Origin of the sequence: Brevundimonas sp. VNH65 (genome assembly GCF_049445955.1) — a bacterium.
Classification (GTDB): domain Bacteria; phylum Pseudomonadota; class Alphaproteobacteria; order Caulobacterales; family Caulobacteraceae; genus Brevundimonas.
The window spans coordinates 36,712-61,622 of record NZ_JBMSDX010000012.1 but is presented as its reverse complement, the minus strand read 5'-3'; the positions used below and the strand labels follow the sequence as shown (position 1 = coordinate 61,622).

The window sequence follows — 24,911 nt, the reverse complement described above, 5'->3', positions numbered from 1 at the left end:
CAGATCGGCCGGCCTGCTGCGCTGGTTGATGGCTGCGCAGACCGGCCTCTTGCCAACCCCAACAACCCCAGCTCAGATCAACGACGGACTCTTGTTATGGCTGGATGAGAAACGGGGGTCACGTCAGACCGCCTCGCCGGAGACAGACCCACAGACGCGCCTCGGGCGGCGTCAGGGTGCGTCGCAGGACGCGCGCGGGATACAGAGCCCCTGGATCTCAAGAGCCCCTCCACCGCTGCGCGGTCCCCCTCCCCATCGAAGATGGGGAGGAGACGTCCGGCGCGGGTTATGCGGCGCGTTTGGCGGCGAAGGTTCCGTTGGGCAGGGGGGTGATCTCGGCGTAGCGGACCAGGGTGTTGAGGGCCTGGACCACGCGTTGTTCGATGCCCTTGCCGCCGCGTTTGAAGGCGCGGGCGACGGCGGCGGCGTCCATGGGGCGGCCGGAGGCCACCAGCACGGCGCGGATGGCCATGACCTGTTCGCCCTTGTCCTTCGGGAAGGGAGGCAGGCTCTTGTCGATGGCGACGACGGTTTCGCCGAGGTCCAGTTCGCCGGACTTTGCGGTCGCGCCCCTGGCAAAGCGGGGGATCTGGTAGTCGGGGCGCAGCCAGCGGACGTGGCCGGCGGCCTCTTCGGCCGCGCGTTCGGCGTTCAGGGCGACGAGGCGTTCGAGGATGATTTCGTCCAGTGACTTCTGCGCTCCCTTCCTTTCGTCATCCTCCGGCGCGAAGCGACCGGGGGACCCAGCGGCGCCGAAGGCGATCTTTTCAGCCGGGCTGTCGGAAGCATCGGCGTGCGCGACAGGTTCGCGCTCTCGCGCGCCGCTGGGTCCCCCGGTCTGCGCCGCAAGCGGCTTGCCGGAGGATGACGAAAGGAGGGGGATCAGGTCGTCCCAACCGTAGGCCTGCATCGTCGCCCGGTCGATCTGGTCGTGCAGATCCTTGAGGATCAGCACCCGGCCGCGATCCTTGACGTCCTCGTCCTTCGCATCGAGCGGCGTCTGGCTGCGGACCTTTTCCAGCACATTGTAGAGGCCGGTCAGGGTCAGGTCGGAATGCTCGGCCTGCACCGTCTTGCGCGTGGCGTCGAGTTCCTCGCCGAGGTCGCGGAGGCGGGCGCGGAGGGCGTCGGAGGGGTCGGGGAATGGGAAGGGGTCGAAGGTGCGCGATTTTGTGTAGACGGAATCGTTGCCTTGGCCGAGCCAGCCGCCCGAGCGAATAGCCCAAGTTACATGGATTTTCGAAGACAACAGTGAAAGGACGCCAGCGTCGGTGTCGGCGATCACGACCGACTTGTCGTCCAAGACAAAACCGCTGGGCACGAACTGAAACAGCCGATGGCGAGCAGTATCGACCGTCGCGATTATCCGGTCTGCTCCAACGAGTGCCGGGCGAAGGTCGCGGCGCGGCTCACCGAAGATCCACCATGCGTCACGATATGACGCGCGGTTGTTTCTATCGCGCTCAGGCTTAACGGTCGCCAGCAAGTGTTGATAGACTTCCGGGTAAGATCGCCTGACGTCCTCTGCGCCCAGGCCGAATAGGTCGATGACCATGAGATCGCGAGATTTCGCAGTGAGATCGCGACCATTTCGGTAAGGGCGAATGTAGCGGTCCAAACCTTCCCGTTGGCCGAGCCCAAGATGTTCCGCTTGGCTTTTGGTTACGATGAAGCCGGAGCCATGAAGCTTCACACCATCGTGGGCGATTCCCGTCGAAGCTAGCAGTTTGGTCGAAGCTGTGACGTCCGCACCAACGGTTAGGTCCGAGTTGATCCGTCCTTGAGTTTCAGTGAACGCAATCTTTGGCTCGTCCGTATCGAGGCTAGATTCGGAAATGACCTCGCGGAGGATTCCTTCGTGTCTTCCTTGCTCGGCGACGGTCATCGCTATTCGAACGGCGGCTGCTCCGGGCGTGCCCTTGACCCAAGGGTGGTCCGGAACGGCGAAGACGATGGATAGAGCTGACTTGGCTGAGATATGCGCTTCGACCACCCGCCGTAGGAAAACCTGACTGATCGAATTTGTGGTGACGAAACCGAACCTTCGAAGCTGCGATTTCTTTCGAAGCAAAATTTCGGCGGCCCGATCCCACCACAACATCACGAAGTCGGCGCTACCGTTAACGTGCTTGTTCACGCGCCATAGAGTTTCCGCGTATGGCGAGCCGAACTCGTTGCGAAAATCACTTGCAGCAATAAACGGCGGGTTCCCGACGATGAATTCCGCCGTTGGCCAGTCAGGCCGCCGCGCGTTCGGGAAGACAGGGACGGCGGTGCGGGTGGCCGAGAGCCCCTCCACCGCTTCGCGGTCCCCCTCCCCCTCGCTGCGCGACGGGGAGGAGACGGTCTGCCGCATCTCGAACTGCAGCTCGGGGTAGCCGTCCCAGGTCAGGACGGCGTCCTTCTGCTGGATGTTGCCGAAGGCCTTGAGGATGGGTTCGGCCGGGTGTTCGGAGCGGTTGCGGTAGTGTTGTTGCAGGTAGCCGATCCACAGCACCAGTTCGGCGATGGCGGCGGCGCGGACGTTCAGCTCGATGCCCAGGAACTGGTGCGGATCGACGGTCTCGAAGCCGATGGTCTCGGTTTCGCCGAGTTCGGCCAGGGCCTCCAGCACCTCGCCCTCCAGCCGCTTCATCAGCTCCAGCGACACATAGAGGAAGTTGCCGGTGCCGCAGGCGGGGTCGAGGACGCGGGTGGTGCAGAGCTGATGATGGAAGGCGCGGACGGCGGCGACGGCCTCGGGCAGGTCGCCGCGCTCCCGGGCGTCGCCGGCCTTCAACTGGGCCGCGTTCCAGTCGGCGCGCAGCGGCTCCATGACCGTCACCTCGACCAGACGCTCGACATAGGACCGGGGGGTATAGTGGGCGCCCAGCTTGCGCCGCTCGGCCGGGTCCAGCGCCTGTTCGACCAGGGTGCCGAAGATGGCGGGCTCGACATAGCGCCAGTCGTGGGTGGAGGCGGCCAGCAGTTCGCCGATCTCCTCGCGCCCCATCGGGAAGGCGCGGGCGCCCTTGAACAGATTGCCGTTGAACCAGCGCAGGTGGGTCTTGAACAGGGAAAAGAAGCGATCGCCGTGGTTCGGCGCGTCCATCTTCCTCCAGAGCTCCTCGAGCAGGGGCGCGAAGCTGTCGGGGCCGTCGAGGCAGTCTTTCAGCAGGGCGGTGAACTGGCCCTTCGGCAGGAGGTCGGTGTCCTCGGCGAACATGGTGAAGATGCAGCGCATCAGGAAATGGGCGACCTCTTCGGTCGGGTGTCGGGTTTCCAGGCGTTTGGAGACCTCGGCCAGACGTTCGGCGATCTGGCGCGTGACGCGGGCCGCCTCCCGCGTCGGGTCCAGCGACAGCGGATTGGTCCAGATGGTCTTGAGCCGGGCGACGACGGCAGGGTCGCGCAGGTCCTCCAGCCGGATGCGGAAGCCCTTGCGGTCCGGGAAGTGGGAGTAGGCGCGGCCCGAGCCGGAGAAGTCGGCGTAGACCTCGAACACATAGCCGACGTCGCAGACGATGATGAAGGGCGGGGCCGGGTGGTCGGCGGGCAGGCGGAAGACATAGTCCTCGGCCTGTTTGCGGGCGTTGCGCATGAGGACGTCCCACTTGCCCTGGGCGGCGGCGGTGGAGGCGGCTTCGTCAGGCTTGAAGTAGGTCTGGTCGTCGCGGTGGGCGGCCTTGGACTGTTTGGCCTCCAGGATGAAGGCGCCCTTCTTGTAGAGGTCGATCCGCAGGGTGGAGGCCGCGCCCTCGGACTCGCGACGTTTGACGCCCCGCTCGAAGACATAGTCGTTGTCGGCCGTGGTGTCCGAGGCCGGATCGGGGCGGGGGAGGTCCAGCGCCTCGCAGAGCTCGGTCAGGAACATCTGGTAGTTGGCGCGCTCGGCGCCGCCGCGCGCCTGGCTCCAGCGATCGATGAAGGTCTCGACGTCCACGCATTCCCCCGATGATCGTGGCGGCGACCTTAGGAGGGGGAGCGTCAGGTGGGAAGGGGACGCCGGCCGGGACGGGGCTCAGTCGGCGGCGTCGCCGTCGTCGTCGGGGGCGGCGAGGTCGGCGGGGTCGGGGTCGTAGTCGAGGAGGTCGGCGGGGCGGCAGTCGAGGGCGGCGCACAGGCGGGCCAGGGTGCGGAAGCGGATGCCCTTGACCTTGCCCGAGCGGAACAGGGAGAGCTGGGTCTCGCTGAGGCCGACCTGGGCGGCCAGGTCGCGGGCCTTGAGGCCCTTGCGGACGATCAGGGCGTCCAGGGTGACGCGGACCGGCATCAGACCATCTCGTCCAGCTCGGCCTGGACGCGGCCCGCCTGGTCCATGACCCGGCCCAGCAGGAACAGGGCCCCGCCGATCATGCCCAGGGTCATGCCCGCCACGTCGAAATGCAGATAGCCGCCGCGCCCGGCCTCGAGGATGCGGCTGAGGTTGGAGACGACGAAGACGCTCATCACCCCGCCCAGGCCGAGGGCCAGGCCGACCCGCCGCAGGGCCGCCGACAGGGTGGGCTGGATCAGCCGCCCCCTGGCCAGCTGGCCCATGGCCGCGCCGATCGACCAGACCGCGAACAGATAGAAGACCACCGGCGAGAACCAGACCAGGGCGCGTAGGTGGCCGGGGGTGAACAGCTCGCGCCCCTCGCGCAGCCACAGGATGACCGGCGCCCCGATCCAGGTCAGGCCCATGACGGCGCCGACGCTGCACACCATGAAGATCGAGAGCCACTGGAACTGGCGGCACATGAGGCGGAAGCGGGCGGTGTCGGAGGAGGCGGGGCCTTGGGGGGAAGGCATGGGGCGAACCCTGTCTGATCTTTAATCTTGACTTAAAGATCGCGCGTTCTCAGTCTTTAGGCAAGACTTAAAGTTCGGAGCGGAGGCGCGGCGTGGCGGCGATCGAGACGGAGGGGCTGACGCGGGTGTTTCGCGGACGGCGGGGGGAGCGGCGGACGGCTGTCGACGGGGTCTGCATGACCGTGCCGGCCGGGGCGGTGTACGGCTTTCTGGGACGCAACGGGGCGGGCAAGACCACGACGCTGCGGATGCTGACGGGGCTGATCCGGCCGACGGCGGGCCAGGCGCGGGTCGGGGGCGTGGACGTGGCCCGTGACCGGATCGCGGCGGCGCGCAGGGTCGGCGCCCTGCTGGAGGCGCACGGCTTCTACGGGCATCTGTCGGGACGGGAGAACCTGGACCTGACGCGGCGGCTGCTGGGCCCGGCGGCGACGGAGATCGACCGCGTGCTGGAGGCCGTCGAGATGGTCGAGCACGCCGGGCGGCGGGTGTCGGACTATTCGCTGGGCATGCGCCAGAGGCTGGGACTGGCCCGGGCCATGCTGGGGGCGCCGCCGGTGCTGATGCTGGACGAGCCGACCAACGGGCTGGACCCGGACGGCATCGCCGACATGCGGCGCTTCCTGAAGACCCTGCCGGAACGGACCGGGGCGACGGTGCTGCTGTCCAGCCATCTGCTGGGCGAGATCGAGCAGACGGCGACCCATGTGGGGATCATCCATGAGGGGCGGCTGGTGCTGGAGGGCGAGCTGGCGCGGCTGAAGGCCGAACAGGCGCCGCGCATCCTGGCGCGGACCGACGATGCGGCGCGGGCGGCCGGGGTGCTGAGCGCCGCCGGGATGGACGCGGCCGTCGAGGACGGTCAGGCGGTGGTGCGGCCGGGGCCGGGCGAGGCGGCCGACGCCGTCAGCGCCATGGCCAACCGAAGGCTGGTCGAGGCCGGGCTGGCGGTGTTCGCCATAGGGGCGGAGGGCCGCTCTCTGGAGGGACTTTATCGCCAGGTGACCGCGCGCGACGCGGAAGCGACGTCGGAGGAGGCCGCGTGATGTGGACCGTTCTGAGCGTGGAAATCCGCAAGCTGAACCGGTCGCTGGCCCTGCTGCTGGCGGTGACGGCGCCGTGCCTGATCGGGGTGTTCGCCTTTTTCAACATCACCCGGTTCGACCAGGCCGGGCCCTGGGATCGGTGGCTGCTGACCTCGGTGGGGGTGTGGGCCTTCTTCATGCTGCCGATGAGCGTGACGGCGCTGACGGCCCTGGTCGGGCAGATGGAGCATGCGCCCCGGTCGTGGGATCACCTGCGCGGCCTGCCCGTTCCGCGCTGGCGGCTGTATGCGGCCAAGGCCCTCTGCGTGCTGGGGCTGGTGGTCTTCATGTCGGTGCTGAACCTGGCGATCACCTATGGGGCGGTGCAGCTGGCCGCCGTCGTGAAGCCGGCGATCCGGCCGACGGGCGACCCGGCCCTGCTGCAAACCGGATGGGTGCTGGCCAAGGTGCTGGCTGCGGCCCTGTTGATGATCGCCATCCAGTTCTGGGCGGCGCTGAGGTTCGCCAGTTTCGTGCCGGCCCTGGCCCTGGGCATCGGCGGCACCTTCTTCGCCGTGGTGGCGACGGCGGCGAAACAGGGGGTGTTCTTCCCCTGGCAGATGGCGGTCAACGTCATGGGCGAGGGCTGGCGCCACGACACGGCCCTGGCCCTGGGCGGCGGACTGGGGACCGTGGCCCTGATCGCCGCGGTGGCGCACCTGGCCTGGCGCGAGGCGCGGTAGGGGGACCCCGGAGCAAACGTCAAATCCCCGTCCGATGAGGTTCACGCCGCCTTCGCCGATCCGTCGCCGGAGCGCCGCCGACGCCCGCTAGCTCGGCCTTTCGGAATTCGAGGGGATCGAACATGCGTGGATTCAAACCGGCCCTGTGCGGCGCGACGGTGCTGGCGACCTGGGGCGGGCTGAGCCTGGCGGCGATGGCGCAGACCGCGCCGGACCCGTCGGTCAGCCAGGTGGAGGACATCATCGTCACCGCCCAGCTGCGCGAACAGAGCGCTGTGGAGGTGCCCTTCGCCCTGACCGCCTATTCCGGTCGGATGCTGGAAGAGCTGGGCGTGCAGGAGTTCGACCAGCTGTCGGCCTTCACGCCGGGTTTCCTGGTGCAGAACCAGTCGCCGAACAATCCGGGCTTCGTGATGCGCGGCATCACCTCGGATTCGGGTGCGGCGACGGCCGAACCCCGCGTCTCGGTCTATCAGGACGGGGTGTCGATCTCGAAGTCGCGCGGGTCCTATGTGGAGCTGTTCGACCTGGAGCGGGTCGAGATCGCCAAGGGACCGCAATCGACCCTGTACGGACGGGGCGCCCTGATCGGGGCGGTCAATCTGGTGCAGAACCGCGCCCGCGTCGGCGAGACCGGCGCCAACGCCCGGATCGAGGCCGGGGACCTGGGCTATGTCATGGTTGAGGGCGCGTTGAACCTGCCGGTCGGCGAGACGGCGGGCCTGCGCCTGGCCGGACGGCTGAAGACGCGCGACGGATTCGTCGACAATCTGCTGGGCGGCGAGGACTATAATTCGATCGAGACGCGGGCCGTGCGTCTGTCGGGCGCCTGGGCGCCGGCGGACGCGATGCGGTTCGACCTGATCGCCAACTATCAGGCCGACCAGGCGTCGGGCACCTCGTTCAAGTCGATCGCCTATCAGCCGGCCGAGGCCGCGACGGGGCGGCCGCTGGGGGGGCGCGATCCCTGGCAGGGGGCGGCCCTGACGCCGGGGGCCGATTTCGACGGCGGCAAGTCGCTGGGCCTGAGCCGCGAGGTCTGGGGGGTGACGGGTCTGGCGCGGATCGACCTGGGGTCGGCCCTGACGCTGAACTCGACCACGGCCTGGCGCGAGTTCGACAACTACGAGACCTTCGATCCGGACGGGATCTCCCTGCCGATCCTGACGGCCGCCGAAGACACCCATGGAGAACAGTGGAGCCAGGAGTTCCGCCTGAACTTCGACAACGGCGGCGCCCTGTCGGCCTTCGTCGGGGCGGGGGTGTTCCACGAGGAGGGCTATCAGCGCGCGCCGACCCAGTACGACGAGCGCATCGCCCTGGCCCAGCTGGCGGCGTCGAGCCCCCTGGTGGGCAGCCTGCTGGACGGCCAGCCGGGCGTTGTCGGGATCAACACCTTGCCGGCCGCAGCCTATCCGACGATCGCGGGGCTGGTGCTGTCGAGCATGGGCATACCGGCGCCCTTCGTTCCGGGCATCGTCGGCAATCTGAAGTCGGCGCACATCGAGGAATCGACGAACAGCAGCGAACTGACGTCGTATGACCTGTTCGGCGACGTGACCTGGCGGCCGTCGGACCGCTGGGAGTTCGCCGCCGGCCTGCGCTGGACGACCGACGAGAAGACGACCGGCTACGCCGCCTCCATCACCAACGGCCGGTCGGTGCTGGCGGCGGTGCAGGCCCTGCCGCTCATCCCGGCGGCGGCGCAACTGGCCTATCTGACCGCCCTGGCGACGCCGGGGGTGGTCAATGCGCCGGCGTCGGCCCTGCTGCCGCCGTTCGGCCTGATCTCGCAGCCGACGGCCAACAACGGCGACTTCGTCTATGCCGACCATGACGACAGCGGCCTGACCTGGCGTCTGACGGCGCGCTACGCCCTGTCCGACGACGCCAGCCTGTACGCCAACTATGCGCGGGGCCGTCGTCCCGAGGTGCTGACGGTCAGCGGGCCGTCGGTTCCGCTGGGCGCGCCGACGTTCGCGGTGGTGGACGCCGAGACGGTCGACAGCTTCGAGGTGGGCGGCAAGACGGTGGCGATGGATCGCCGCCTGCGTCTGGACGGGGCGGTGTTCTTCTACAGCTACGAGAACTTCCAGACGACCGAACAGCAGGGGCTGAACTTCATCACGGTCAACGCCGGAGAGGCGACGGCCTATGGGTTCGAGGGGCAGGTCGCCTTTGACGTCACCCCGACGTTCGAGGTGTTCGGGACCTATGGCTACAACCACTCGCGGTTCGACACCGGCGCGCGCGACGGCAACCGCTTCCGCCTGTCGCCGGATCACATGGCCTCGATCGGGGCGGTGTGGCGCGTGCCGGTCGCGGGGGGCGAGATCGCCGTGCAGCCGACCTACACCTGGCAGTCCAAGGTGTTCTTCGACGACGACAACGACCGCACCGACCTGCAGGCGCGCAACCTGGTTCCGGACCTGATCGTCGACGAGTTCCAGGACGGCTACGGCCTGCTGAACCTGCGGGTGCGCTACGCCCCGGCGTCCGGGAACTGGGGCCTGGAGGCGTTCGGCGACAACATCCTGGACGAGCAATACATCAAGGACGCCGGCAATACGGGCGACGCCCTGGGCATGCCGACCTTCATCGCCGGACGACCCGCGACCTGGGGCGTCGGCTTCTCGCTGCGGTACTGAGGGGCGTCGCGATGAGGATGAACCGTCGCGGCCTGCTGGGCCTTCTGGGCGCAGGGATGGCGTCGCCGGCGGCGGCCGGGGCCGCGTCGGCCGCCGTCCCGGTCGCCTTTCTGCACGGGGTGGCGTCGGGCGATCCGGACACGCGCTCGGCCGTGTTCTGGACGCGGGTCACGCCCGCCGATCCGACGGCCGGCGACGTGCCGGTGACGCTGGAGGTGGCGGCGGACGCCGGCTTCGCCCACATCGTGCGGCGCGCCCAGGGCCTGCGCGCCCGGGCGTCGCGCGACTTCACCGTCAAGCACGACCTGGACGGCCAGGGGCTGGAGCCCGGGACGGAGTATTTCTATCGCTTCGTGGCCGGCGAGGTCGTGTCGCCGGTCGGTCGGGTGAAGACCTTGCCCGAAGGCGCGACGACCGATGTGGTTCTGGCCGTGGCCTCCTGCCAGCTCTACCCCGGCGGCCTGTTCAACGCCTATGAGGCGATGGCGAGGCTGGAGCGTCTGGATGCGGTCGTTCACCTGGGCGACTACATCTATGAATACGGGGCCGAGCCGGGTGATTACGGCATGGCCACGGGCGCGGCGCTGAACCGCACGCCCGAGCCGGCGCACGAGATCGTCAGCCTGGACGACTACCGCCGCCGTCACGCCCAGTACAAGTCGGACCCGGACCTGCAGGCCGCCCACGCCCGCGCGGCTTTTATCTGCGTGTGGGACGACCATGAGGTGACCAACGACGCCTGGGCGTCCGGCGCCCAGAACCACCAGCCGGAGACCGAGGGCGACTATTCCGCCCGCAAGGCCACGGCCCTGCGCGCCTATTACGAATGGATGCCGATCCGCGAGCGGCCCGTGCGTGAGGGGATCAACCGCAGTTTCCATTTCGGCGATCTGGCCAGTCTGATGATGGTCGAGACGCGGCTGACCGGGCGGTCCGAGCAACTGGACTATGCGAAGGACCTGAGCTTCACGGCGGGGCCAAACGGTCGGCCGGTTCCGGACGTGGCGGCGTTCGAGGCGAAGCGGACCGAGGCGTCGCGCGACCTGATGGCTGAGGCGCAGCGGACCTGGCTGAGGGACGAACTGCGCGCCTCGCGTTCGGCCGGGCGTCCGTGGCAGGTGCTGGGAAACCAGGTGGTCATGGCGCGCGTCGCCGGGCCGAACGTCGCGGCGCAGATGACGCCGGAGCAGGTGCAGGGGTTCCTGGCCGCCCTGCCCGAAGGCGTGCGGGCGCAGGTGGCGATGTCGGTCGAACTGTTCCGTCTGGGCCTGCCGTTCAACCTGGACGCCTGGGACGGCTATCCGACCGCGCGCGAGCGGCTGTATGCGCTGTTCGCCGAGGCGGAGGTGCAGCCGATCGTCCTGGCCGGCGACAGCCACGCCTTCTGGATCAACGAACTGAAGGATCAGTCGGGCACCCCGCGCGGCGTGGAGTTCGGCACGAGTTCGATCTCCAGCCCGTCGCCCGGCGACTTTCTGGGCGACGCCCTGCCGCTGGGCCCCGCCCTGACGGCGACCAACCCCGAGGTGCGGTTCTGCGATCAGCGGTCCAAGGGCTTCACCCTGCTGACCCTGACGCCCGAGGCGGCGACGGCCGAGCTGATCGCCGTGTCCACCATCATGGCCAAGCCGTTCGACGTGCGGACGGTGAAGACCGGCCGGGTGACGCGTGGCGTCGAGGGGCTGGAGCTGGCGCTGGAGGGGTGAGCTCCCCCTCCGTCTCTCCCCCTCCGTCTCTCCGGCTTCGCCGTCGATCCACCTCCCCCAGGAGGGGGAGGAGAAGCGTCAGCCGCCGGTGGCGATCTCCTTCATCGCCGACTGCAGATAGTTCTGGGCGCCCATCAGTTCGATCAGCTTGTGCTGGTTCTCGAGGAAGTCGATGTGCTCCTCGGTGTCGGACAGGATCTTCATCAGCAGGTCGCGGCTGACATAGTCGCGGGCTTCCTCGCACTGGGTGACGGCGGCGGCGGTGGCGGCGCGGCTGTCGATTTCCAGCTTCAGGTCGGCCCCCAGGCATTCAATCGGATCCTCGCCGACCTTGAGCTTGTGCAGGTCCTGGAGGTTGGGCAGGCCGTCGAGGAAGAGGATGCGCTTGATCAGCATGTCGGCGTGCTTCATCTCGCCGATCGATTCCTCGTAGATGACGTTGCCGAGGTGGGCCAGGCCCCAGCTCTCGAACATGCGGGCGTGCAGGAAATACTGGTTCACAGCCGTCAGTTCGTTGGTCAGCACCGCGTTGAGGGTGCGGATGATCGCGGGATCGCCCTTCATGGCCATGTCCTTGTCTCGTCTGTCGCGGCGGGGCCGCGTGAATGCGAGGCGCAGACTATCACGCGAAAAGCCGAGCGGGGCTCTTGCGAGTGTTTTTCATCACATTGATATTGCGAACGATTTCGGCCTGAGACCGACTATCAGAGGCGTTGGCGAAAGGCCGGATTACTCGGCCGCCATGGCGTAGGCGGCGCGGCTGTCCTGGATCATCTCGCGCATCTCGCACACGCATTTGGCGCACTGGGCCTGGCACTGATGGGCGGCGAAGACGTCGCGCGGCCGACAGGCTCCCGCCTCGATGGCCGAGGCGACGTCACGCTGGCGAAGACCGTTGCAGTTGCAGACGTACACGGGAAGGAACGCTCTCAAGCTGACTGATAATCATTCTCTATCGCGATGATAAGGAGAGTGCAAGTCGTTCGCATGTGGGCGCGGCGCCATTCATTCGCCACGGCGTCGCTCGTCCATGGATCGACGGTACAGGGAGGCGACAATGTTCGACCGGGGTTGGACCATCAGGGTATGGCTGGCAGGATTCCTGATCGCGGCCGGTCTGGGCGCGGGGGCGGCTGTGCTGACGGCGACCGAGCCTCCGGAAACCCTACAGGCCTTCGCCTCGGAGACAGAGTTCGCCGCCTTCTTCGAGGCCCGGAAATCGGCGCTCGAGCGGCTCAGAGCGTCGTTCACCGATGAGTCCGTCGCCTTGGAGATGGTGGCCTCTCCCGACGCGGTCACCAACACTCAGGAGATCGGCGTCGACGAGGGTGGGCTGGTCAAGGCCAGAGGTGATTTTCTGGTCGTGCTCCGGCGTGGTCGACTGTTCACGATCTCTACGGCCGGCGGGCGTCTGACGGCGGTCGACCACATCGATGCCTTTCCACCCGGCACGATGCCTGATCACCCCTATTCGGCCTGGTATGACGAGATGCTTGTGGTCGGCGACCGGGTGGTCGTCATCGAGTACGACTATGGTTGGGACATGGGTGGGGGGCGAACCCAGGTGGTCCGCTTTCACCTGTCGTCCGAGGGGCGGCTAAGCTTCGAGGACGCTTACGAACTGAAGTCGTTCGACTATTACTCCAACGAGAATTTCGCCTCACGGCTTATCGGTCAGACCCTGATCCTTTATGCGCCGCTGCCCCTGGATCAGGGCGCCAGAGCTGACGATCCGAACCTTGCGATGCCGGGCATGCGGGCCTGGCGACGCGGGGCGCCGAGCCCGTATGAACCGATCGCGCGGCCCACCGACATCCATGTCGCACCACAGGTTAGGGCCGATCCGACGCAGGCGGACACTCTGCACGCGGTTTCTCGTTGCGATCTGGGAGCGACGCCGATGCGGTGCGACGCCACAGGGGTGATCGCCGCGCAATCTCGAAGTTTCTATGTCTCACGGGACGCGATCTATCTCTGGACGGCCGCCTATTCCGACTACGGCCGGGGGGCGGCTCGCACGCCGCCGGCTTCGGTCTATCGGATGCCGCTTGATGGACGCAGTCCTACTGCGGCGCAGGCGCGCGGCGCGCCCCTGGATCAGTTTTCATTCCGAGAGCGGGACGGCGCCCTGGACGTGGTCGTGCAGGACCAGGGCGGCGACGGCCTGTGGGCCGGCATCGGGACGCGTGGACGGACGAGGCTGGTTCATTTGCCGTTGGCCAAATTTGGGGACGGCTCCCGGCCTTTTCGCGAAGGCGACTATCGCGACCTGCCGATTCCGGCGAACGGTTGGATGCGCCAGAACCGGTTCGTCGGCGACCATGTCCTGATCTCTGCAGATGTGGATGAGGGCGGCTCAGAGGGCGGGCATCGGAGCGTCCTTCTGATCGCGCCGACCGGAAAGGGGCAGGCCAAGACTCTTTCCTTCGATCAGGCGATCAGCCGTATCGAGCCGCTCGGCCGCGACGCCCTTGTCGTCACCAGCGGCAAGACGACGAACTTGAACCTGATAAGCCTTGATGGCGTCCCTCAGGTGGAGATGCGTCTGGACATTGGCGGTAAAGGAGAGGCCGAGAGCCGAAGCCACGGCTTCTTTTTCCGGAGCGAACCGAACTCGGGCGGCGATAGGGGCATCATGGCCTTGCCGATCCTTCGCCGGGCAGTTGACGTCGTCAGTCGGCGCGTCCGCCAAGCGGTCGAAATGGTCTTTGTACGTCGCGATGGCGCGAGACTCGAACGTATCGGCGGCCTTGGGACGGAGGCGAGAGAAGGGGACGATGACGGCTGTATCGTGTCCTGCGTGGACTGGTATGGCGATGCGCGACCGATCTTCGTCGGTGACCGGATGTTCGCGCTGCTCGGCTACGAACTCGTTGAGGGGCGGCGCGATGGAAACGCGGTCGTCGAGATCGGCCGACTGGATTTCTCTCCGTCCCACGCCGGTCGCCATTGACGCCCGGCGCGGCGCGTCGCACTTGCCGTCCATGGCTCGAGAACCGCAAATCCCTGAACGTCCGCCGGCGCGGCTGTATCTGATCACGCCGCCGGTCATCGATGACCTGGAGGCGTTCGCGGCGGCGCTGGAGGCGGCGCTGGGGGCGGGGGATGTGGCGGCGCTGCAGATCCGGCTGAAGCCGGCGGACGAGGCGACGATCGTGCGGGCGGTCGAGCGGCTGGCGCCGATCGCGCGGGCGCAGGGCGTGGCGGTGATCCTGAACGACCGGCCGGACCTGGCGCAGGCGACCGGCTGCGACGGCGTGCATGTGGGGCAGGAGGACGCCTCGGTCGCCTCGGCGCGACGGATCATGGGGGCGAACGCCATGATCGGCGCCACCTGTCACGACAGCCGCGACCTGGCCATGGAGGCGGCAGAGGCGGGGGCCGACTATGTCGCCTTCGGCGCCTTCTTTGCGACCGACACCAAGGCGACGACCCACAGGCCCGACCCGGAGATTCTGACCATCTGGCAGGAGACGGTCGAGGTTCCGTGCGTCGCCATCGGCGGGATCACGGCCGAGACCGCCGGCGAGCTGGCGCGGGCCGGGGCCGATTTCGTGGCGGTCAGCGCCGCCGTCTGGCGTCACCCCGAGGGACCGGCGGCGGGCGTTCGCGCCCTGAACGCCGCCCTGGCGACAGCGTCGGTCGCGGCCTGAGCCGACGGATTCAGGGTCCGGGCGCGGTCGAGCTCGCGTGACGGTTCGGCCAACTGCGCGGGCGCCGATCCCATCCGTCCTCGGCCGGACGGCGAGCGACGCGGAAAACATTCACGCTCGTGAGAGGGAATGTTGACAGGGGCGTCGGCTCGTGCGCCAATCCGGTCAGGGAGCGCGGACGATCCATGATCTGCGCCCCGGGAGGGAAACCATATGAAGGCGACTTTGCTCGCGACCGCCTGCGCGGCCGCTCACCTGTCCGCATTGATTCCGGCCGCAGCCGCAGCCCAGGCCGCGAACACGCAGCCCCAGGCCTCGCGCAACGACGACCGCCAGAGCACCGAGGTCGAGGACGTGATCGTCACGGCCACGCGTCGGGCGGAACGCATCCAGGATGTTCCGGTCAGCATCACCACCCTGTCGCAGGAGCAACTGAACGAGCGGGGCATCGTCAACTATGACGGCCTGGCCACGGCGACGCCCGGGGTCACGCTGAACCGGGCCTCGGCCAACTTCAACAACTTCACCGCGCGCGGCGTGGCCACCAACGGCTACGGCGCCAATCTGCAGAGCACGGTCGCCATCTACATCGATGAGCTGCCGATCTCGTCGAACGGCAACTCGACCATCCTGGATCCCAGCCTCTATGACGTCGAGCGGATCGAGTTCCTGCGCGGGCCGCAGGGCACGCTGTTCGGTTCGGGGTCCCTGGCCGGCGCCCTGCGTATCCTGACCCATGATCCGGACGCGTCCGGCTTCGATGCCTCGGCTTTGGTCGATCTGGGCACGATGAGCGGCGGCGGACTGCGCCAACGCTATAACGCCATGGTCAACGTGCCGCTGATCCAGGATCAGCTGGCCCTGCGGGTCGTCGGATTCTCGCGCCATGAAGAGGGCTGGGTCGACAACGTCGGGACCGGCATCGACAAGGCCAACTCCCTGGTTCAGTACGGCGGCCGGGCGATCCTGCAGTGGGAGCCGACGGACCGCTTTTCGGCGCGGCTGATGGTGTCCAAGGAGATCAGCAATCCGCACGATGCGTCCCTGACCAATCCGCTGCTCGGCGAATACGTCCGGCTCACCGACCGGCCGGACAAGTTCCAGAGCGACATGACGAACTACAACGCCACGTTCGAATATCAGTTCGACGGGGCGCGCCTGACCAGCTCGACCACCTATTCGGACTATACCGGGCTGTTCTACGTCGACCTGGCCGGGGCCTACGGCCAGCTGTTCCCGTTCGCCCTCGACGCCGACGCCTGGGACGAGACCCTGGTGCAGGAGACGCGGCTGGTGTCCGACGCGGGCGGCAAGTTCGACTGGTCGGTGGGGAGCTTCTATTTCCGCAAGCGGCGGGACGTCGACTACAACTATCGTTCGACGCCGGAATTTTTGGCGGCGAGGCGGATCACGGGGCTTCCCGACGAGTACTATCAGAAGTTCGGTTCGCACTTCATCAGTCATGAGGTGGCGGCCTTCGGACAGCTGACCTATCGCTTCACGCCCGACCTCTGGCTGAGCGGCGGCCTGCGGTACGGCAAGACCGACGCCCAGGGGTTCACCGAGGCGGGGGGCTATAACTCCAACTATCTGACCCTGGCCTTCTTCGGCCTGAGCGGCGTGCCCGTCACGCTGACCCCGGTGGCCGCAGCGGAGGGGGTCAAGGCGGAGGAGGACGGGCCGTCCTATCGCCTCAGCCTGTCCTGGCGGCCGAACCCGGCGGTCACGACCTATGCGGCGGTCTCGACCGGATTCCGGCCGCCGATCGTCAATGCGCGCGCCGGCGCCGTCAGCACCCTGGACCCGAACGACATCGTCATTCCCTACGGGGCGACCTCCGACAACCTGATCAACTATGAGGTCGGGGTGAAGGGGCGGTGGTTCGACAACAAGCTGTTCGCGGACGCGGCGGTGTATCTGATCGACTGGAACGACATTCAGGTCCAGGCGAACCGGGTGTCGGATTCGGTGCAGTTCGCGACCAACATCGGCGGCGCCACCAGCAAGGGGGTCGAGGTGTCGCTGGTCGCCCTGCCGGCCGCCGGCTGGACCGTGGCCCTGACCGGCTCGTGGAACGAGGCCAAGGTCGATGACCTGAGCCTGCAGGAGGCCGCCTTCTCGGGCGCCGTGATGGACGCCCGCCTGGCAGGTCCGAAGGTGCAGGGCTCGCTGCGGGTCAACTATGAGTGGGAGCCGATGTCGGGCGTCATGGCCAACGCCTCGGTCGCCGTCTCGCATGTCGGCAGCTTCCCCAACGCCTTCCCCAACACGCCGGGGCGGCCGCTCGTGCCCCTGCCGACGTTCGACTATACGGACAGCTACACCTTCGTGAACGCCAACCTGGCCTTCGCCTTCGAGAAGGTGACTGTCGGCGCCTATGTCGAGAACCTGTTCGACGATCATTCGGTCAACTACGTCCACCCGGAGGCCTTCATCGACGGTCGCTACGGCCGGCTGAGGCCGCGCACGGTCGGGGTGCGCGTCGGCTACGAGTTCTGAGCCGGTGGCGGCCTCTCCCTCCACCCCGGGCGCGCCGGTCGCGCGCCCGGCGCCGCGCGCCTGGGCCGTGCTGGGCATACTTTGTTTCGTCTATGTGCTGAACTTCCTGGATCGGCAGCTGCTGTCGATCCTGGCCAAGCCCATCCAGGACGATCTCGGGGTGACCGACGGTCAGCTGGGGCTGATTTCCGGCCTGTATTTCGCGGTGTTCTACTGCGTGCTGGCCATCCCCGTCGGCTGGCTGGCGGACCGGACCAACCGGGCGCGTGTGCTGGCCCTGGCCTGCGCCCTGTGGAGTGCGGCGACCGCCGCCTGCGGCCTGGCGCAGTCCTATCCCCAGCTGGCCGCCGCGCGCATGGCGGTCGGGGTGGGGGAGGCGGGCGGCGTGCCGCCGTCCTACGCCATCATCTCGGATTATTTCCCGTCGGGCACGCGCGGCACGGCGTTGAGCCTGTTCAACCTCGGGCCGCCCATCGGCCAGGCGCTGGGGGTCGCGTTCGGCGCGTCGATCGCGGCGGCCTATTCCTGGCGCGACGCCTTCATCTGGGTGGGGATCGTGGGCGTGCTCGCCGCCGTGGTCGTCTGGACCTTCGTGCGGGAGCCGAAGAAGGGCGGGCTGGATACGGCCCCGACCCCGGCGGCGGAGCCGGAAGCCGTCCCGGCGCAGGAGGCGAAGCCGGTGGCGCGGGCGGGGTTCTGGGCGACCTGCCGGATGTTCTTCGCCAACCCCGTGTTGCGCGGCATGGCCCTGGCCTGTGGCGCGACCCAGTTCGTCACCTACGCCCTGCTGAACTTCGCCACCCTGTTCCTGATGCGGGAGAAGGGCATGACCCTGCAGGAGGTGGCGGTCTGGTACGCCCTGGTGGTCGGGGTGCCCGTGGGACTGGGCATGTTCGTGTCCGGGCGGCTGATCGATCGGCTGGCGAAGCGGTCCAAGGCCGCCTACGCCTGGTTGCCGGCGATCGGACTGGCCATCGCGGCCCCCCTGTTCGCGGGCTTCATCTGGGCGCCGGACTGGCCGCTGGCGTTGGCCTTGTTGGCCCTGCCGATGGGCCTGAACTACTTCTATCTGTCGCCGGCCGTGACGCTGGTGCAGGAGGAGGTGAGGCCGGATCAGAGGGTGCTGTCCGGGGCGCTGCTGCTGCTGGTCATGAACCTGATCGGTCTCGGCCTGGGACCGACCTATCTCGGCGCGGCCAGCGACTTCTTCCGGGCCAGCCATCCCGACAACTCGCTGCAGATGGCCTTCTACACCCTGCTGCCGTTCTACGGCCTGGCGATCGTGATGTTCCTCGGACTCGCCGCCAAGATCCGCAAGCAATCCGCCACGGAGGTTCGCCCATGATCCGTCAGACGTCGATGAAGCCGTGGCCGGGCGTGAAAAGGGCGTTGGGCGGGCTGACCGCCGCGCTCGCCCTTGTCGTGCCGTGCGTCGCGGCGGCGCAACCGCGCGAGGCGCCGGTCGTCCAGGCGCCGGCGGGGCCTGTGCGGGGAGAGGCGGCGGACGGGATCAACGTCTTCCGCGGCGTGCCCTACGCCCTGCCGCCGACGGGCTGGCGGCGCTGGCGCGCTCCGGCCGAGATGCCGCCCTGGCGGGAAATCCGTGACGCGACCCGGTTCGGGGCGGCCTGCCATCAGCCCGTGGCGCGGGGGCAGAGCATCTACGCCGGGGATACGCCGACGATGAGCGAGGACTGCCTGTTCCTCAACATCTGGGCCCCCGCAGACGCCCGCAAGGCGCCGGTCTTCGTCTGGATCCACGGGGGCGCCCTGACGACCGGGTCGAGCAGCGAGGCCATGTATGACGGGGCCAGGATGGCCGCTGCGCATGGCATGGTGGTGGTCAGCATCAACTATCGCCTCGGCGTGCTGGGCTATCTGGCGCATCCGGAACTGAGCGCGGAATCGCGTCGCAAGGTGTCGGGCAACTATGGTCTGCTGGACCAGATCGCGGCGCTGGAATGGGTCAAGGCCAACATCGAGGCTTTCGGCGGCGACGCCGGAAAGGTGACCATCGCGGGCGAGTCGGCGGGCGCGCTGAGCGTCATGTATCTGATGGCGGCGCCCCAGGCGCGCGGCCTGTTCCACAGGGCCATCGCCCAGAGCGCCTATATGATCTCCACGCCGGAGTTGCGGTCCAGCCGCCACGGCGATTTCGCCGCCGAAACGGTCGGCCTGTGGGTCCAGGCGCAGATGGGGCAGGCGGACCTCGCCGGACTACGCGGCATGGACGCCCAGACCCTGACGACGACCGCCCTGGCCAAGGGATATTCGCCGTGGGGCACGATCGACGGCGAGGTGTTGCCGGAACAGCTGGTGGAGATCTTCGATCGCGGCCGTCAGGCGCCTGTGCCCCTGCTGACCGGGTTCAACGCCGGAGAGATACGGTCCCTGCCGATCCTGCTGCCGCCGGCGCCGCCGACGGACGCCGCAGCCTATGAGCAGGCCATTCGCGAGAAATACGGGGTGCTGTCGGACCTGTTCCTCAAACTCTATCCGTCGAGCGATCTGAAGGAGAGCTATCTGGCGACCCCGCGCGACGGCCTGTACGGCTGGACGTCGGAGCGGCTGGTCCGCCGTCAGGCCAGAACCGGGCAGCCGGGCTATCTGTACTTTTTCGATCACGCCTATCCGGCGGCCGACGCGGCGAACCTGCATGCGTTTCATGCGGCCGAGATTCCCTATGTGTTCGGAACCTCGGATCAGACGCCGCCGCGTTGGCCGGCCATCCCCGACACGGCGGAAGAGCAGGCGTTGTCGGCGGCCATGATGGCCTATTGGGCCAGTTTCGCGCGCGACGGGGCCCCGACCGCGCCGGGACAGGCGGACTGGCCGGCCTATGGCGAGGACCGTGGATATATGGCGTTCGAGGCGCGGCCCACGGCCCGCCGGGAGCTGATGCCGGGCATGTATGAGTTGCATGAGACGGTGGTCTGCCGGCGCCGCGCCGCCGGCGGGATTCCCTGGAACTGGAATTTCGGGGTGCTGTCGCCGCCGCTGCCGCCCGAGGCGCCGGCCTGCTCATGATCTATGGAGAGATGCAGGGCCACGCCCTGACGCTGGACAAGTTCCTCGACCATGCCGCCAAGTGGAGCCCGGACGCCGAGGTGGTGACGGCGGACGGCGGCGGCGCGGTCCGTCGGATCGGCTATGCCGGGTTGAGGATCAGAGCGCGCCGCGTGTCCGGCGTTCTGGCCGACCTGGGGGTGAGCCTGGGCGACCATGTCGCCACCCTGGCCTGGAACACCGCCGAACATGTCGAGGTCTGGTACGCGATCATGGGCATGGGCGCGGTCTGCCACACCCTGAACCCGCGCCTCACCGAGGCCCAGCTGGCGGAGATGATCGGCCAGTCCCAGGCCCGGCTCCTGATCGCGAGCGCCGACCTGGCGCCGCTGGCGCGGCGGATCGCGGCGCGGGCGTCGACGATCCAGCGCATCCTCACGATCGGCGGAGAGGTTGAGGCGGCGTCCGGCGGGCCCGGAACGCCGTGCGAAGCGCTGGAGCCGCGGCTGATCGAGGCGCGGGAGGACGTGGTCTGGGGCGACTTCGACGAAACGCGCCCGGCCGGCCTGTGCTTCACCTCGGGCACCACGGGCGCGCCCAAGGGCGTCACCTACACCCATCGCTCGAACTATCTCCACACACTGAGGCTGCTCGCCGCCGACGTGATGGCGATCACGGCGTCCGAACGGGTGCTGGCGGCGGTTCCGATGTTTCACGCCAACGCCTGGGGCCTGCCGTTCGCGGCTGCGGCGGCGGGGGCCCGGCTGGTTCTGCCCGGCCGCGATCTGGACGGCGCCAGCCTGGAGCGGCTGATCAACGGGGAGGGGGTGACCGTCGCCGTCGGGATCGCCACCGTCTGGCTGGGACTGGTCGAGCACCTTGAGGCGACCGGCGGCGCCACGCCGAGCCTGAAGCGGATCATCGTCGGCGGGGCACCGTTGGCGCCGGCGCTGATGGCGCGGATCGAGGCGTGCCTGGGCGCCGCCATCCAGACCAGCTGGGGCATGACCGAGCTGTCGCCGCTGGGCGTCTGCGCGCCGCCGTTTGACCCCGATCGAACGGCGCTGGTCGCGGGACGGCCCGCCTTCGGCATCGACCTGCTGCTGACAGATGCGGCGGGCGTCCCCCTGCCGGAACAGCGGGGCGTCGAGGGACATCTGCGGGTGCGCGGCGCGGCCGTGGCGGCCCGATATCTGGGCCAGACGGAACGCGCGACCGATGCGGACGGATGGTTCGCGACGGGAGATCTGGCGCGGCTGGACGCCGGAGGCGACCTGATCATCACCGGCCGGGCCAAGGACCTGATCAAGTCCGGGGGCGAATGGATCAACCCGGTCGAGATCGAAACCGTCGTCAACGAGCACCCCGAGGTGTCGCTGGCCGCCGTGATCGGTCGGGACGATCCGAAATGGGGGGAGCGGCCGCTTCTGGTGGTTCAGACGCGACGTTCGGTCGATTTATCGGATGAAGAGATATTGTCGCCATTGCGCGGCCGGGTCGCTCCGTGGTGGATTCCGGACGCCGTCGTGCGTGTCGACCAGATGCCCCTGGCCGCGACGGGCAAGATCGACAAGATGCGTCTGAGAGTTGACTATGGCGGCGGTTGAAAAGCGTTCGGATATCCAGGAGGCGGTCCCCCGGCCCGAGGGCGATCCGCCCAAGCCCCGTCGTCGTCGCACCAAGGTCGAGCAGCGCGCCGACAAGATGGAGCAGATCCTCGACGCGGCCGAGCTGCTGTTCTCCGTCCATGGTTTGTATGGAGTGACGCTGAAGGACGTGGCTCAGCGGGTCGGAGTCCATCACACCCTGCTGAACTACTATTTCACCGACAAGAAGAAGCTGTTCGACGCGGTCATCGCGCGCCGGGCGGGCGTGACTATCGACCTGCGGATGCAGGCGCTGAACGACTATGAGGCGGCGTCGAACGGCAAGCCGACGGTGGAGGGCGCGCTGCGCGCCTTTCTCGACACGGACCTGGATCTCTATGGCCAGGGCGGCGAGAACTGGAAGAACTACGGCGCCCTGGGAGCCCAGGTGTCGAACACCCCCTACGGCGCCGAACTGTTCGATTTTCACTTCGATCCCGTCGTGCTGAAGCTGATCAGCCTGCTCAAGAAGGCCCTGCCGGATTGCGCCGAGGAGGACATCTTCTGGGGCTATCACTTCGTGACGGGGGGCCTGATGCTGACGCTGGCGCGGACCGGACGCATCAACCGGCTGTCCGGCGGCCTGTGCGATTCCGATGACTTCGAGGCGGTGAAGGCGCGCATGGCGTCTTTCATGGCCGCAGGGTTCGAAAGGATATGCCGGCGCGGCTAGATCGTCGGCCTTCCGACCGGCCGCCCCGGATGGCGGTTCGGATCATCGCGTGGCCGGCCACCCCTTAGCCGGCGGCCGCCATGAACATCCTATGAGGAGGGTGGTCAGGGGCGGGGTGACCGGGTCACCGCCGCCGCTGACGCGCTGTCTTCATCGGGAAGCGTTGGTACGTCCTCTCGGGCTCGAACCGAGGACCCTCTGATTAAAAGTCAGATGCTCTAACCAACTGAGCTAAGGACGCACGAGACGCATCCCGCCGAAGCGACCCGCCTTCTGTTGCATCGGGCCCGGCGGGTCAAGTCCTGAAAGCGGATCAGGCGATGTCGGCCAGGTCGGAGGCGTGCGCCGGGTCGTGCGCCGCGACCAGGGCGGCGACGGTGCGGATGAGCAGGGCGGGATCGATCGGCTTGGTCAGGAAGGCGTCGGCGCCGACCTCGTCCCAGGCGGCGCGGTGCACATCCATGGCGTTGGCCGTCAGGGCGATCAGCGGGGTCCGGCGGTTGGGGCCGGACCTGGCGCGGATGGCGCGGGCCGCCTCCAGCCCGTCCATCACCGGCATCTGCATGTCCATCAGGACGGCGTCGAACGCCTGGGCCGTCGCCGCCTCGACCGCCTCCAGCCCGTTGGCGACCAGGGTCAGGCGTGCGCCGGTGGGGGCCAGGAGCAGGGAGATGATCTTGCGGTTGACCTCATGGTCGTCGGCGACCAGCAGTTCGACGCCCTGAAGGGCGTCGGGGGCCGGGGCGGCGGACGGATCGGGACGGCTCTGCGCCGCCGCGCCGACCACGCGGGCGGGCAGGACCAGGGTGAAGACCGAGCCCTCGTCGATCCGGCTCTCGGCCGTCAGGGCGCCGCCCATCAGTTCGGCGAGGCGGCGGCTGATCGCCAGGCCCAGGCCTGTGCCGCCATAGCGGCGGGTGGTGCCGGCCTCGGCCTGTTCGAAACTGTCGAAAATGCGCGCCAGTCGGTCCGGGGCGATGCCGCAGCCGGAATCACGGACCTGGAAGGTGATCCGGTTGCGGGCGGCGTCCCATTCGGTGGCCACCGAAATCTCGCCTTCGGTGGTGAACTTCACCGCGTTGGACAGCAGGTTGAACAGGATCTGCTGCAGGCGCAGGGGGTCGGTCAGGATGGCGGGCGGCACGTCATCGGCGATCGTCAGTCGAAGGCGGACGCCGTTGGCGGCGGCGCGGGGCCGCCACAGCCGGTCCAGGGCGGCGAGCTTGTCGCGCACGTTCGTCGGGGTCGATTCCAGCTCCATCTTGCCGGCCTCGATCTTGGAGAAGTCGAGGACGTCGTTCAGCAGGCCGAGCAGGACGTCGCCGGCGTCGAGCAGCATCGACACGTGTTCGCGCTGTTCCCGGTCCAGCCGGGTGCGGCGCAGGAGGTTGGCGGCCGAGATGACCGCGTTCATCGGGGTGCGGATCTCGTGGCTGATGACGGCGAGGAAGTCGGACTTGGCGGCGCTGGCGATCTCGGCCTTGCGGCGTTCCTCGCGGGCCGTGTCGTTGGCCTCGCGCAGGATACGGGTGGTGGAGGAGCTCTGGCGCACGGCGACGACCAGATGGGCGAGGTAGAGCAGGCATCCGACCGCGACCAGAAGATCGCCCGGACGTCCGTCGATCACCGCCGAGACGATCGGCAGGCCGAGGAACCACAGGGCATGCGGAATGACGGCGGCCATCAGCAGGCTGCGCGACTGGTGCATGTGCAGGCTGACGTGCAGCAGGCCGCCGGCGCTGAGGATCATGGCGAAGACGCGACCGGTGACGCCGCCGGCGAACCAGACATAGCCGCTCATGGCCGAATAGACCGCGACGGTCAGGGCCATGCAGGCGCAGGCCGCGATCTTGAGCCCGCGCGAGGGCTGGACCTCGGGGGATTTCAGCAGGGAGCGGGCCACCGCCCAGTCGATCGCCTGGGTGGCCAGCACGGCGGCGAACCAGACCACCGGCCAGATCGACGGCGCGAAGGTGAAGGCGACGACGCCGATGAAGGCCGCGAGCGCGAGGCGGCTCTTCAGTTCCCGGCGCCGGATCTGCGAGACGATGGCGTAGTTGCTGGTCGTCATGTTTCGGATAGTCCCCACGGGCGGCAGTGTAGACGGCAAAGCCCAACAAACCCTTTTCAAGCGCGGGAGGCGGGAGCGGGGGTGACCCGTCGGGCGTCCGGCGGTATGGAACGGAGCGAAGGGCGGGGCGTTCTGGGCCCGTCCGGGGAGAACTGAGATGAAACGACTGATCGTGGCCGCCCTGCTGGGTTCGGCGGCCGTGCTGAGCGGATGCGAGGAGCCCGCCCCGGCCGAAGTCGAGACCGCCCAACCGCCTGTCGAGGCCGTGCCCGAGACCGTCGAGCCTGAGGCTCCGGCCCAGACCGAGACGCCGTCTGACAACTCCACCCTGCCGCCGGACCAGCGGGCGTCGGAGGAGACGGTGAAGCCGGAAAGCGAAACCCTGTTCTATTGAGAACCCGGTCGAATCGTCGCCGGCCGCCATCAGGTCGCCACGGGCGCAGATTTGACTCGCGCGACGTCAGGGGGCCG

Annotated in this window: 18 protein-coding genes and 1 tRNA gene; 12 read left to right on the top strand and 7 right to left on the bottom strand. The window is 68.2% G+C overall.

Going from position 1 to position 24,911, the window contains the following annotated elements; all coding sequences use genetic code 11:
* Positions 1–286: 286 nt before the first annotated feature.
* The 3 genes from ACO2Q1_RS15690 to ACO2Q1_RS15680 form a co-directional block, all read right to left on the bottom strand.
* Positions 287–3,922, bottom strand: coding sequence for a class I SAM-dependent DNA methyltransferase (locus ACO2Q1_RS15690; protein ID WP_423330427.1), 3,636 nt, complete (start codon positions 3,920–3,922; stop codon positions 287–289).
* A 78-nt stretch (positions 3,923–4,000) separates the two neighbouring features.
* Positions 4,001–4,252: a helix-turn-helix domain-containing protein gene (locus ACO2Q1_RS15685; RefSeq protein WP_423330426.1), complete on the bottom strand. Its 252-nt coding sequence runs from the start codon at positions 4,250–4,252 to the stop codon at positions 4,001–4,003.
* Complete coding sequence (locus ACO2Q1_RS15680; RefSeq protein ID WP_423330425.1) at positions 4,252–4,770, bottom strand: DUF2975 domain-containing protein; 519 nt, start codon at positions 4,768–4,770, stop codon at positions 4,252–4,254. The genes ACO2Q1_RS15685 and ACO2Q1_RS15680 overlap by 1 nt, the downstream gene beginning before the upstream one ends.
* A gap of 92 nt (positions 4,771–4,862) precedes the next feature.
* Between ACO2Q1_RS15680 and ACO2Q1_RS15675 the strand changes: the two genes are divergently transcribed.
* The 4 genes from ACO2Q1_RS15675 (at position 4,863) to ACO2Q1_RS15660 (ending at position 10,892) form a co-directional block, all read left to right on the top strand.
* Complete coding sequence (locus ACO2Q1_RS15675) at positions 4,863–5,816, top strand: ATP-binding cassette domain-containing protein (RefSeq protein ID WP_423330424.1); 954 nt, start codon at positions 4,863–4,865, stop codon at positions 5,814–5,816.
* The gene (locus ACO2Q1_RS15670) at positions 5,816–6,538 is read left to right on the top strand and encodes an ABC transporter permease (protein WP_423330423.1); all 723 of its coding nucleotides are present in this window, start codon (positions 5,816–5,818) and stop codon (positions 6,536–6,538) included. The genes ACO2Q1_RS15675 and ACO2Q1_RS15670 overlap by 1 nt, the downstream gene beginning before the upstream one ends.
* A 122-nt stretch (positions 6,539–6,660) precedes the next feature.
* Positions 6,661–9,186 carry a TonB-dependent receptor gene (locus ACO2Q1_RS15665; protein WP_423330422.1) on the top strand — a complete coding sequence of 842 codons (2,526 nt, stop codon included), beginning with the start codon at positions 6,661–6,663 and terminating at the stop codon, positions 9,184–9,186.
* An 11-nt stretch (positions 9,187–9,197) separates the two neighbouring features.
* Entirely contained in the window at positions 9,198–10,892 is a 1,695-nt protein-coding gene (locus ACO2Q1_RS15660; RefSeq protein WP_423330421.1) for an alkaline phosphatase D family protein, read from the top strand.
* A 78-nt stretch (positions 10,893–10,970) separates the two neighbouring features.
* Here the strand turns inward: ACO2Q1_RS15660 and bfr are convergent, their stop codons facing one another.
* Both bfr and ACO2Q1_RS15650 read right to left on the bottom strand, forming a co-directional pair.
* Positions 10,971–11,456, bottom strand: coding sequence for a bacterioferritin (gene bfr, locus ACO2Q1_RS15655; RefSeq protein ID WP_423330420.1), 486 nt, complete (start codon positions 11,454–11,456; stop codon positions 10,971–10,973).
* Between the two features lie 165 nt (positions 11,457–11,621).
* Positions 11,622–11,807 carry a (2Fe-2S)-binding protein gene (locus ACO2Q1_RS15650; RefSeq protein WP_423330430.1) on the bottom strand — a complete coding sequence of 62 codons (186 nt, stop codon included), beginning with the start codon at positions 11,805–11,807 and terminating at the stop codon, positions 11,622–11,624.
* A 142-nt stretch (positions 11,808–11,949) separates the two neighbouring features.
* Between ACO2Q1_RS15650 and ACO2Q1_RS15645 the strand changes: the two genes are divergently transcribed.
* From ACO2Q1_RS15645 to ACO2Q1_RS15615, 7 genes are all read left to right on the top strand, one after another.
* Positions 11,950–13,845, top strand: a complete 1,896-nt coding sequence (locus ACO2Q1_RS15645; protein WP_423330419.1) for a beta-propeller domain-containing protein — start codon at positions 11,950–11,952, stop codon at positions 13,843–13,845.
* 31 nt (positions 13,846–13,876) lie between these two features.
* Entirely contained in the window at positions 13,877–14,545 is a 669-nt protein-coding gene (gene thiE / locus ACO2Q1_RS15640; protein ID WP_423330418.1) for a thiamine phosphate synthase, read from the top strand.
* 213 nt (positions 14,546–14,758) lie between these two features.
* Positions 14,759–17,044 carry a TonB-dependent receptor gene (locus ACO2Q1_RS15635; protein WP_423330417.1) on the top strand — a complete coding sequence of 762 codons (2,286 nt, stop codon included), beginning with the start codon at positions 14,759–14,761 and terminating at the stop codon, positions 17,042–17,044.
* A gap of 4 nt (positions 17,045–17,048) precedes the next feature.
* Positions 17,049–18,389, top strand: a complete 1,341-nt coding sequence (locus ACO2Q1_RS15630) for a spinster family MFS transporter (RefSeq protein WP_423330416.1) — start codon at positions 17,049–17,051, stop codon at positions 18,387–18,389.
* Entirely contained in the window at positions 18,386–20,071 is a 1,686-nt protein-coding gene (locus tag ACO2Q1_RS15625) for a carboxylesterase/lipase family protein (RefSeq protein WP_423330415.1), read from the top strand. The genes ACO2Q1_RS15630 and ACO2Q1_RS15625 overlap by 4 nt, the downstream gene beginning before the upstream one ends.
* A complete protein-coding gene (locus ACO2Q1_RS15620; RefSeq protein ID WP_423330414.1) occupies positions 20,068–21,657 on the top strand; it encodes an AMP-binding protein in 1,590 nt (529 codons plus the stop codon). The genes ACO2Q1_RS15625 and ACO2Q1_RS15620 overlap by 4 nt, the downstream gene beginning before the upstream one ends.
* A complete protein-coding gene (locus tag ACO2Q1_RS15615) occupies positions 21,644–22,369 on the top strand; it encodes a TetR/AcrR family transcriptional regulator (RefSeq protein ID WP_423330413.1) in 726 nt (241 codons plus the stop codon). Before ACO2Q1_RS15620 ends, ACO2Q1_RS15615 begins: the two co-directional genes overlap by 14 nt.
* A 164-nt stretch (positions 22,370–22,533) precedes the next feature.
* On the opposite strand, the gene ACO2Q1_RS15610 is transcribed toward ACO2Q1_RS15615, so the two are convergent.
* Together ACO2Q1_RS15610 and ACO2Q1_RS15605 are read right to left on the bottom strand one after the other, a co-directional pair.
* Positions 22,534–22,610, bottom strand: a tRNA-Lys gene (locus ACO2Q1_RS15610).
* A 72-nt stretch (positions 22,611–22,682) separates the two neighbouring features.
* Positions 22,683–24,440 (bottom strand): ATP-binding protein, encoded by a 1,758-nt coding sequence (locus ACO2Q1_RS15605; RefSeq protein ID WP_423330412.1) that lies wholly within the window; start codon positions 24,438–24,440, stop codon positions 22,683–22,685.
* A 157-nt stretch (positions 24,441–24,597) separates the two neighbouring features.
* Between ACO2Q1_RS15605 and ACO2Q1_RS15600 the strand changes: the two genes are divergently transcribed.
* The gene (locus tag ACO2Q1_RS15600) at positions 24,598–24,834 is read left to right on the top strand and encodes a hypothetical protein (protein WP_423330411.1); all 237 of its coding nucleotides are present in this window, start codon (positions 24,598–24,600) and stop codon (positions 24,832–24,834) included.
* The last annotated feature ends 77 nt before the right edge of the window (positions 24,835–24,911 follow it).

Excerpts from the sequence above, each read along its gene's own strand:
- ACO2Q1_RS15685 (WP_423330426.1), bottom strand. The coding sequence starts at position 4,252 with ATGCCGGTCCGCGTCACCCTGGACGCCCTGATCGTCCGCAAGGGCCTC.
- ACO2Q1_RS15680 (WP_423330425.1), bottom strand. The coding sequence starts at position 4,770 with ATGCCTTCCCCCCAAGGCCCCGCCTCCTCCGACACCGCCCGCTTCCGC.
- ACO2Q1_RS15670 (WP_423330423.1), top strand. The coding sequence starts at position 5,816 with ATGTGGACCGTTCTGAGCGTGGAAATCCGCAAGCTGAACCGGTCGCTG.
- ACO2Q1_RS15665 (WP_423330422.1), top strand. The coding sequence starts at position 6,661 with ATGCGTGGATTCAAACCGGCCCTGTGCGGCGCGACGGTGCTGGCGACC.
- ACO2Q1_RS15660 (WP_423330421.1), top strand. The coding sequence starts at position 9,198 with ATGAGGATGAACCGTCGCGGCCTGCTGGGCCTTCTGGGCGCAGGGATG.
- bfr (WP_423330420.1), bottom strand. The coding sequence starts at position 11,456 with ATGAAGGGCGATCCCGCGATCATCCGCACCCTCAACGCGGTGCTGACC.
- ACO2Q1_RS15645 (WP_423330419.1), top strand. The coding sequence starts at position 11,950 with ATGTTCGACCGGGGTTGGACCATCAGGGTATGGCTGGCAGGATTCCTG.
- thiE (WP_423330418.1), top strand. The coding sequence starts at position 13,877 with ATGGCTCGAGAACCGCAAATCCCTGAACGTCCGCCGGCGCGGCTGTAT.
- ACO2Q1_RS15635 (WP_423330417.1), top strand. The coding sequence starts at position 14,759 with ATGAAGGCGACTTTGCTCGCGACCGCCTGCGCGGCCGCTCACCTGTCC.
- ACO2Q1_RS15625 (WP_423330415.1), top strand. The coding sequence starts at position 18,386 with ATGATCCGTCAGACGTCGATGAAGCCGTGGCCGGGCGTGAAAAGGGCG.
- ACO2Q1_RS15620 (WP_423330414.1), top strand. The coding sequence starts at position 20,068 with ATGATCTATGGAGAGATGCAGGGCCACGCCCTGACGCTGGACAAGTTC.
- ACO2Q1_RS15615 (WP_423330413.1), top strand. The coding sequence starts at position 21,644 with ATGGCGGCGGTTGAAAAGCGTTCGGATATCCAGGAGGCGGTCCCCCGG.
- ACO2Q1_RS15605 (WP_423330412.1), bottom strand. The coding sequence starts at position 24,440 with ATGACGACCAGCAACTACGCCATCGTCTCGCAGATCCGGCGCCGGGAA.
- ACO2Q1_RS15600 (WP_423330411.1), top strand. The coding sequence starts at position 24,598 with ATGAAACGACTGATCGTGGCCGCCCTGCTGGGTTCGGCGGCCGTGCTG.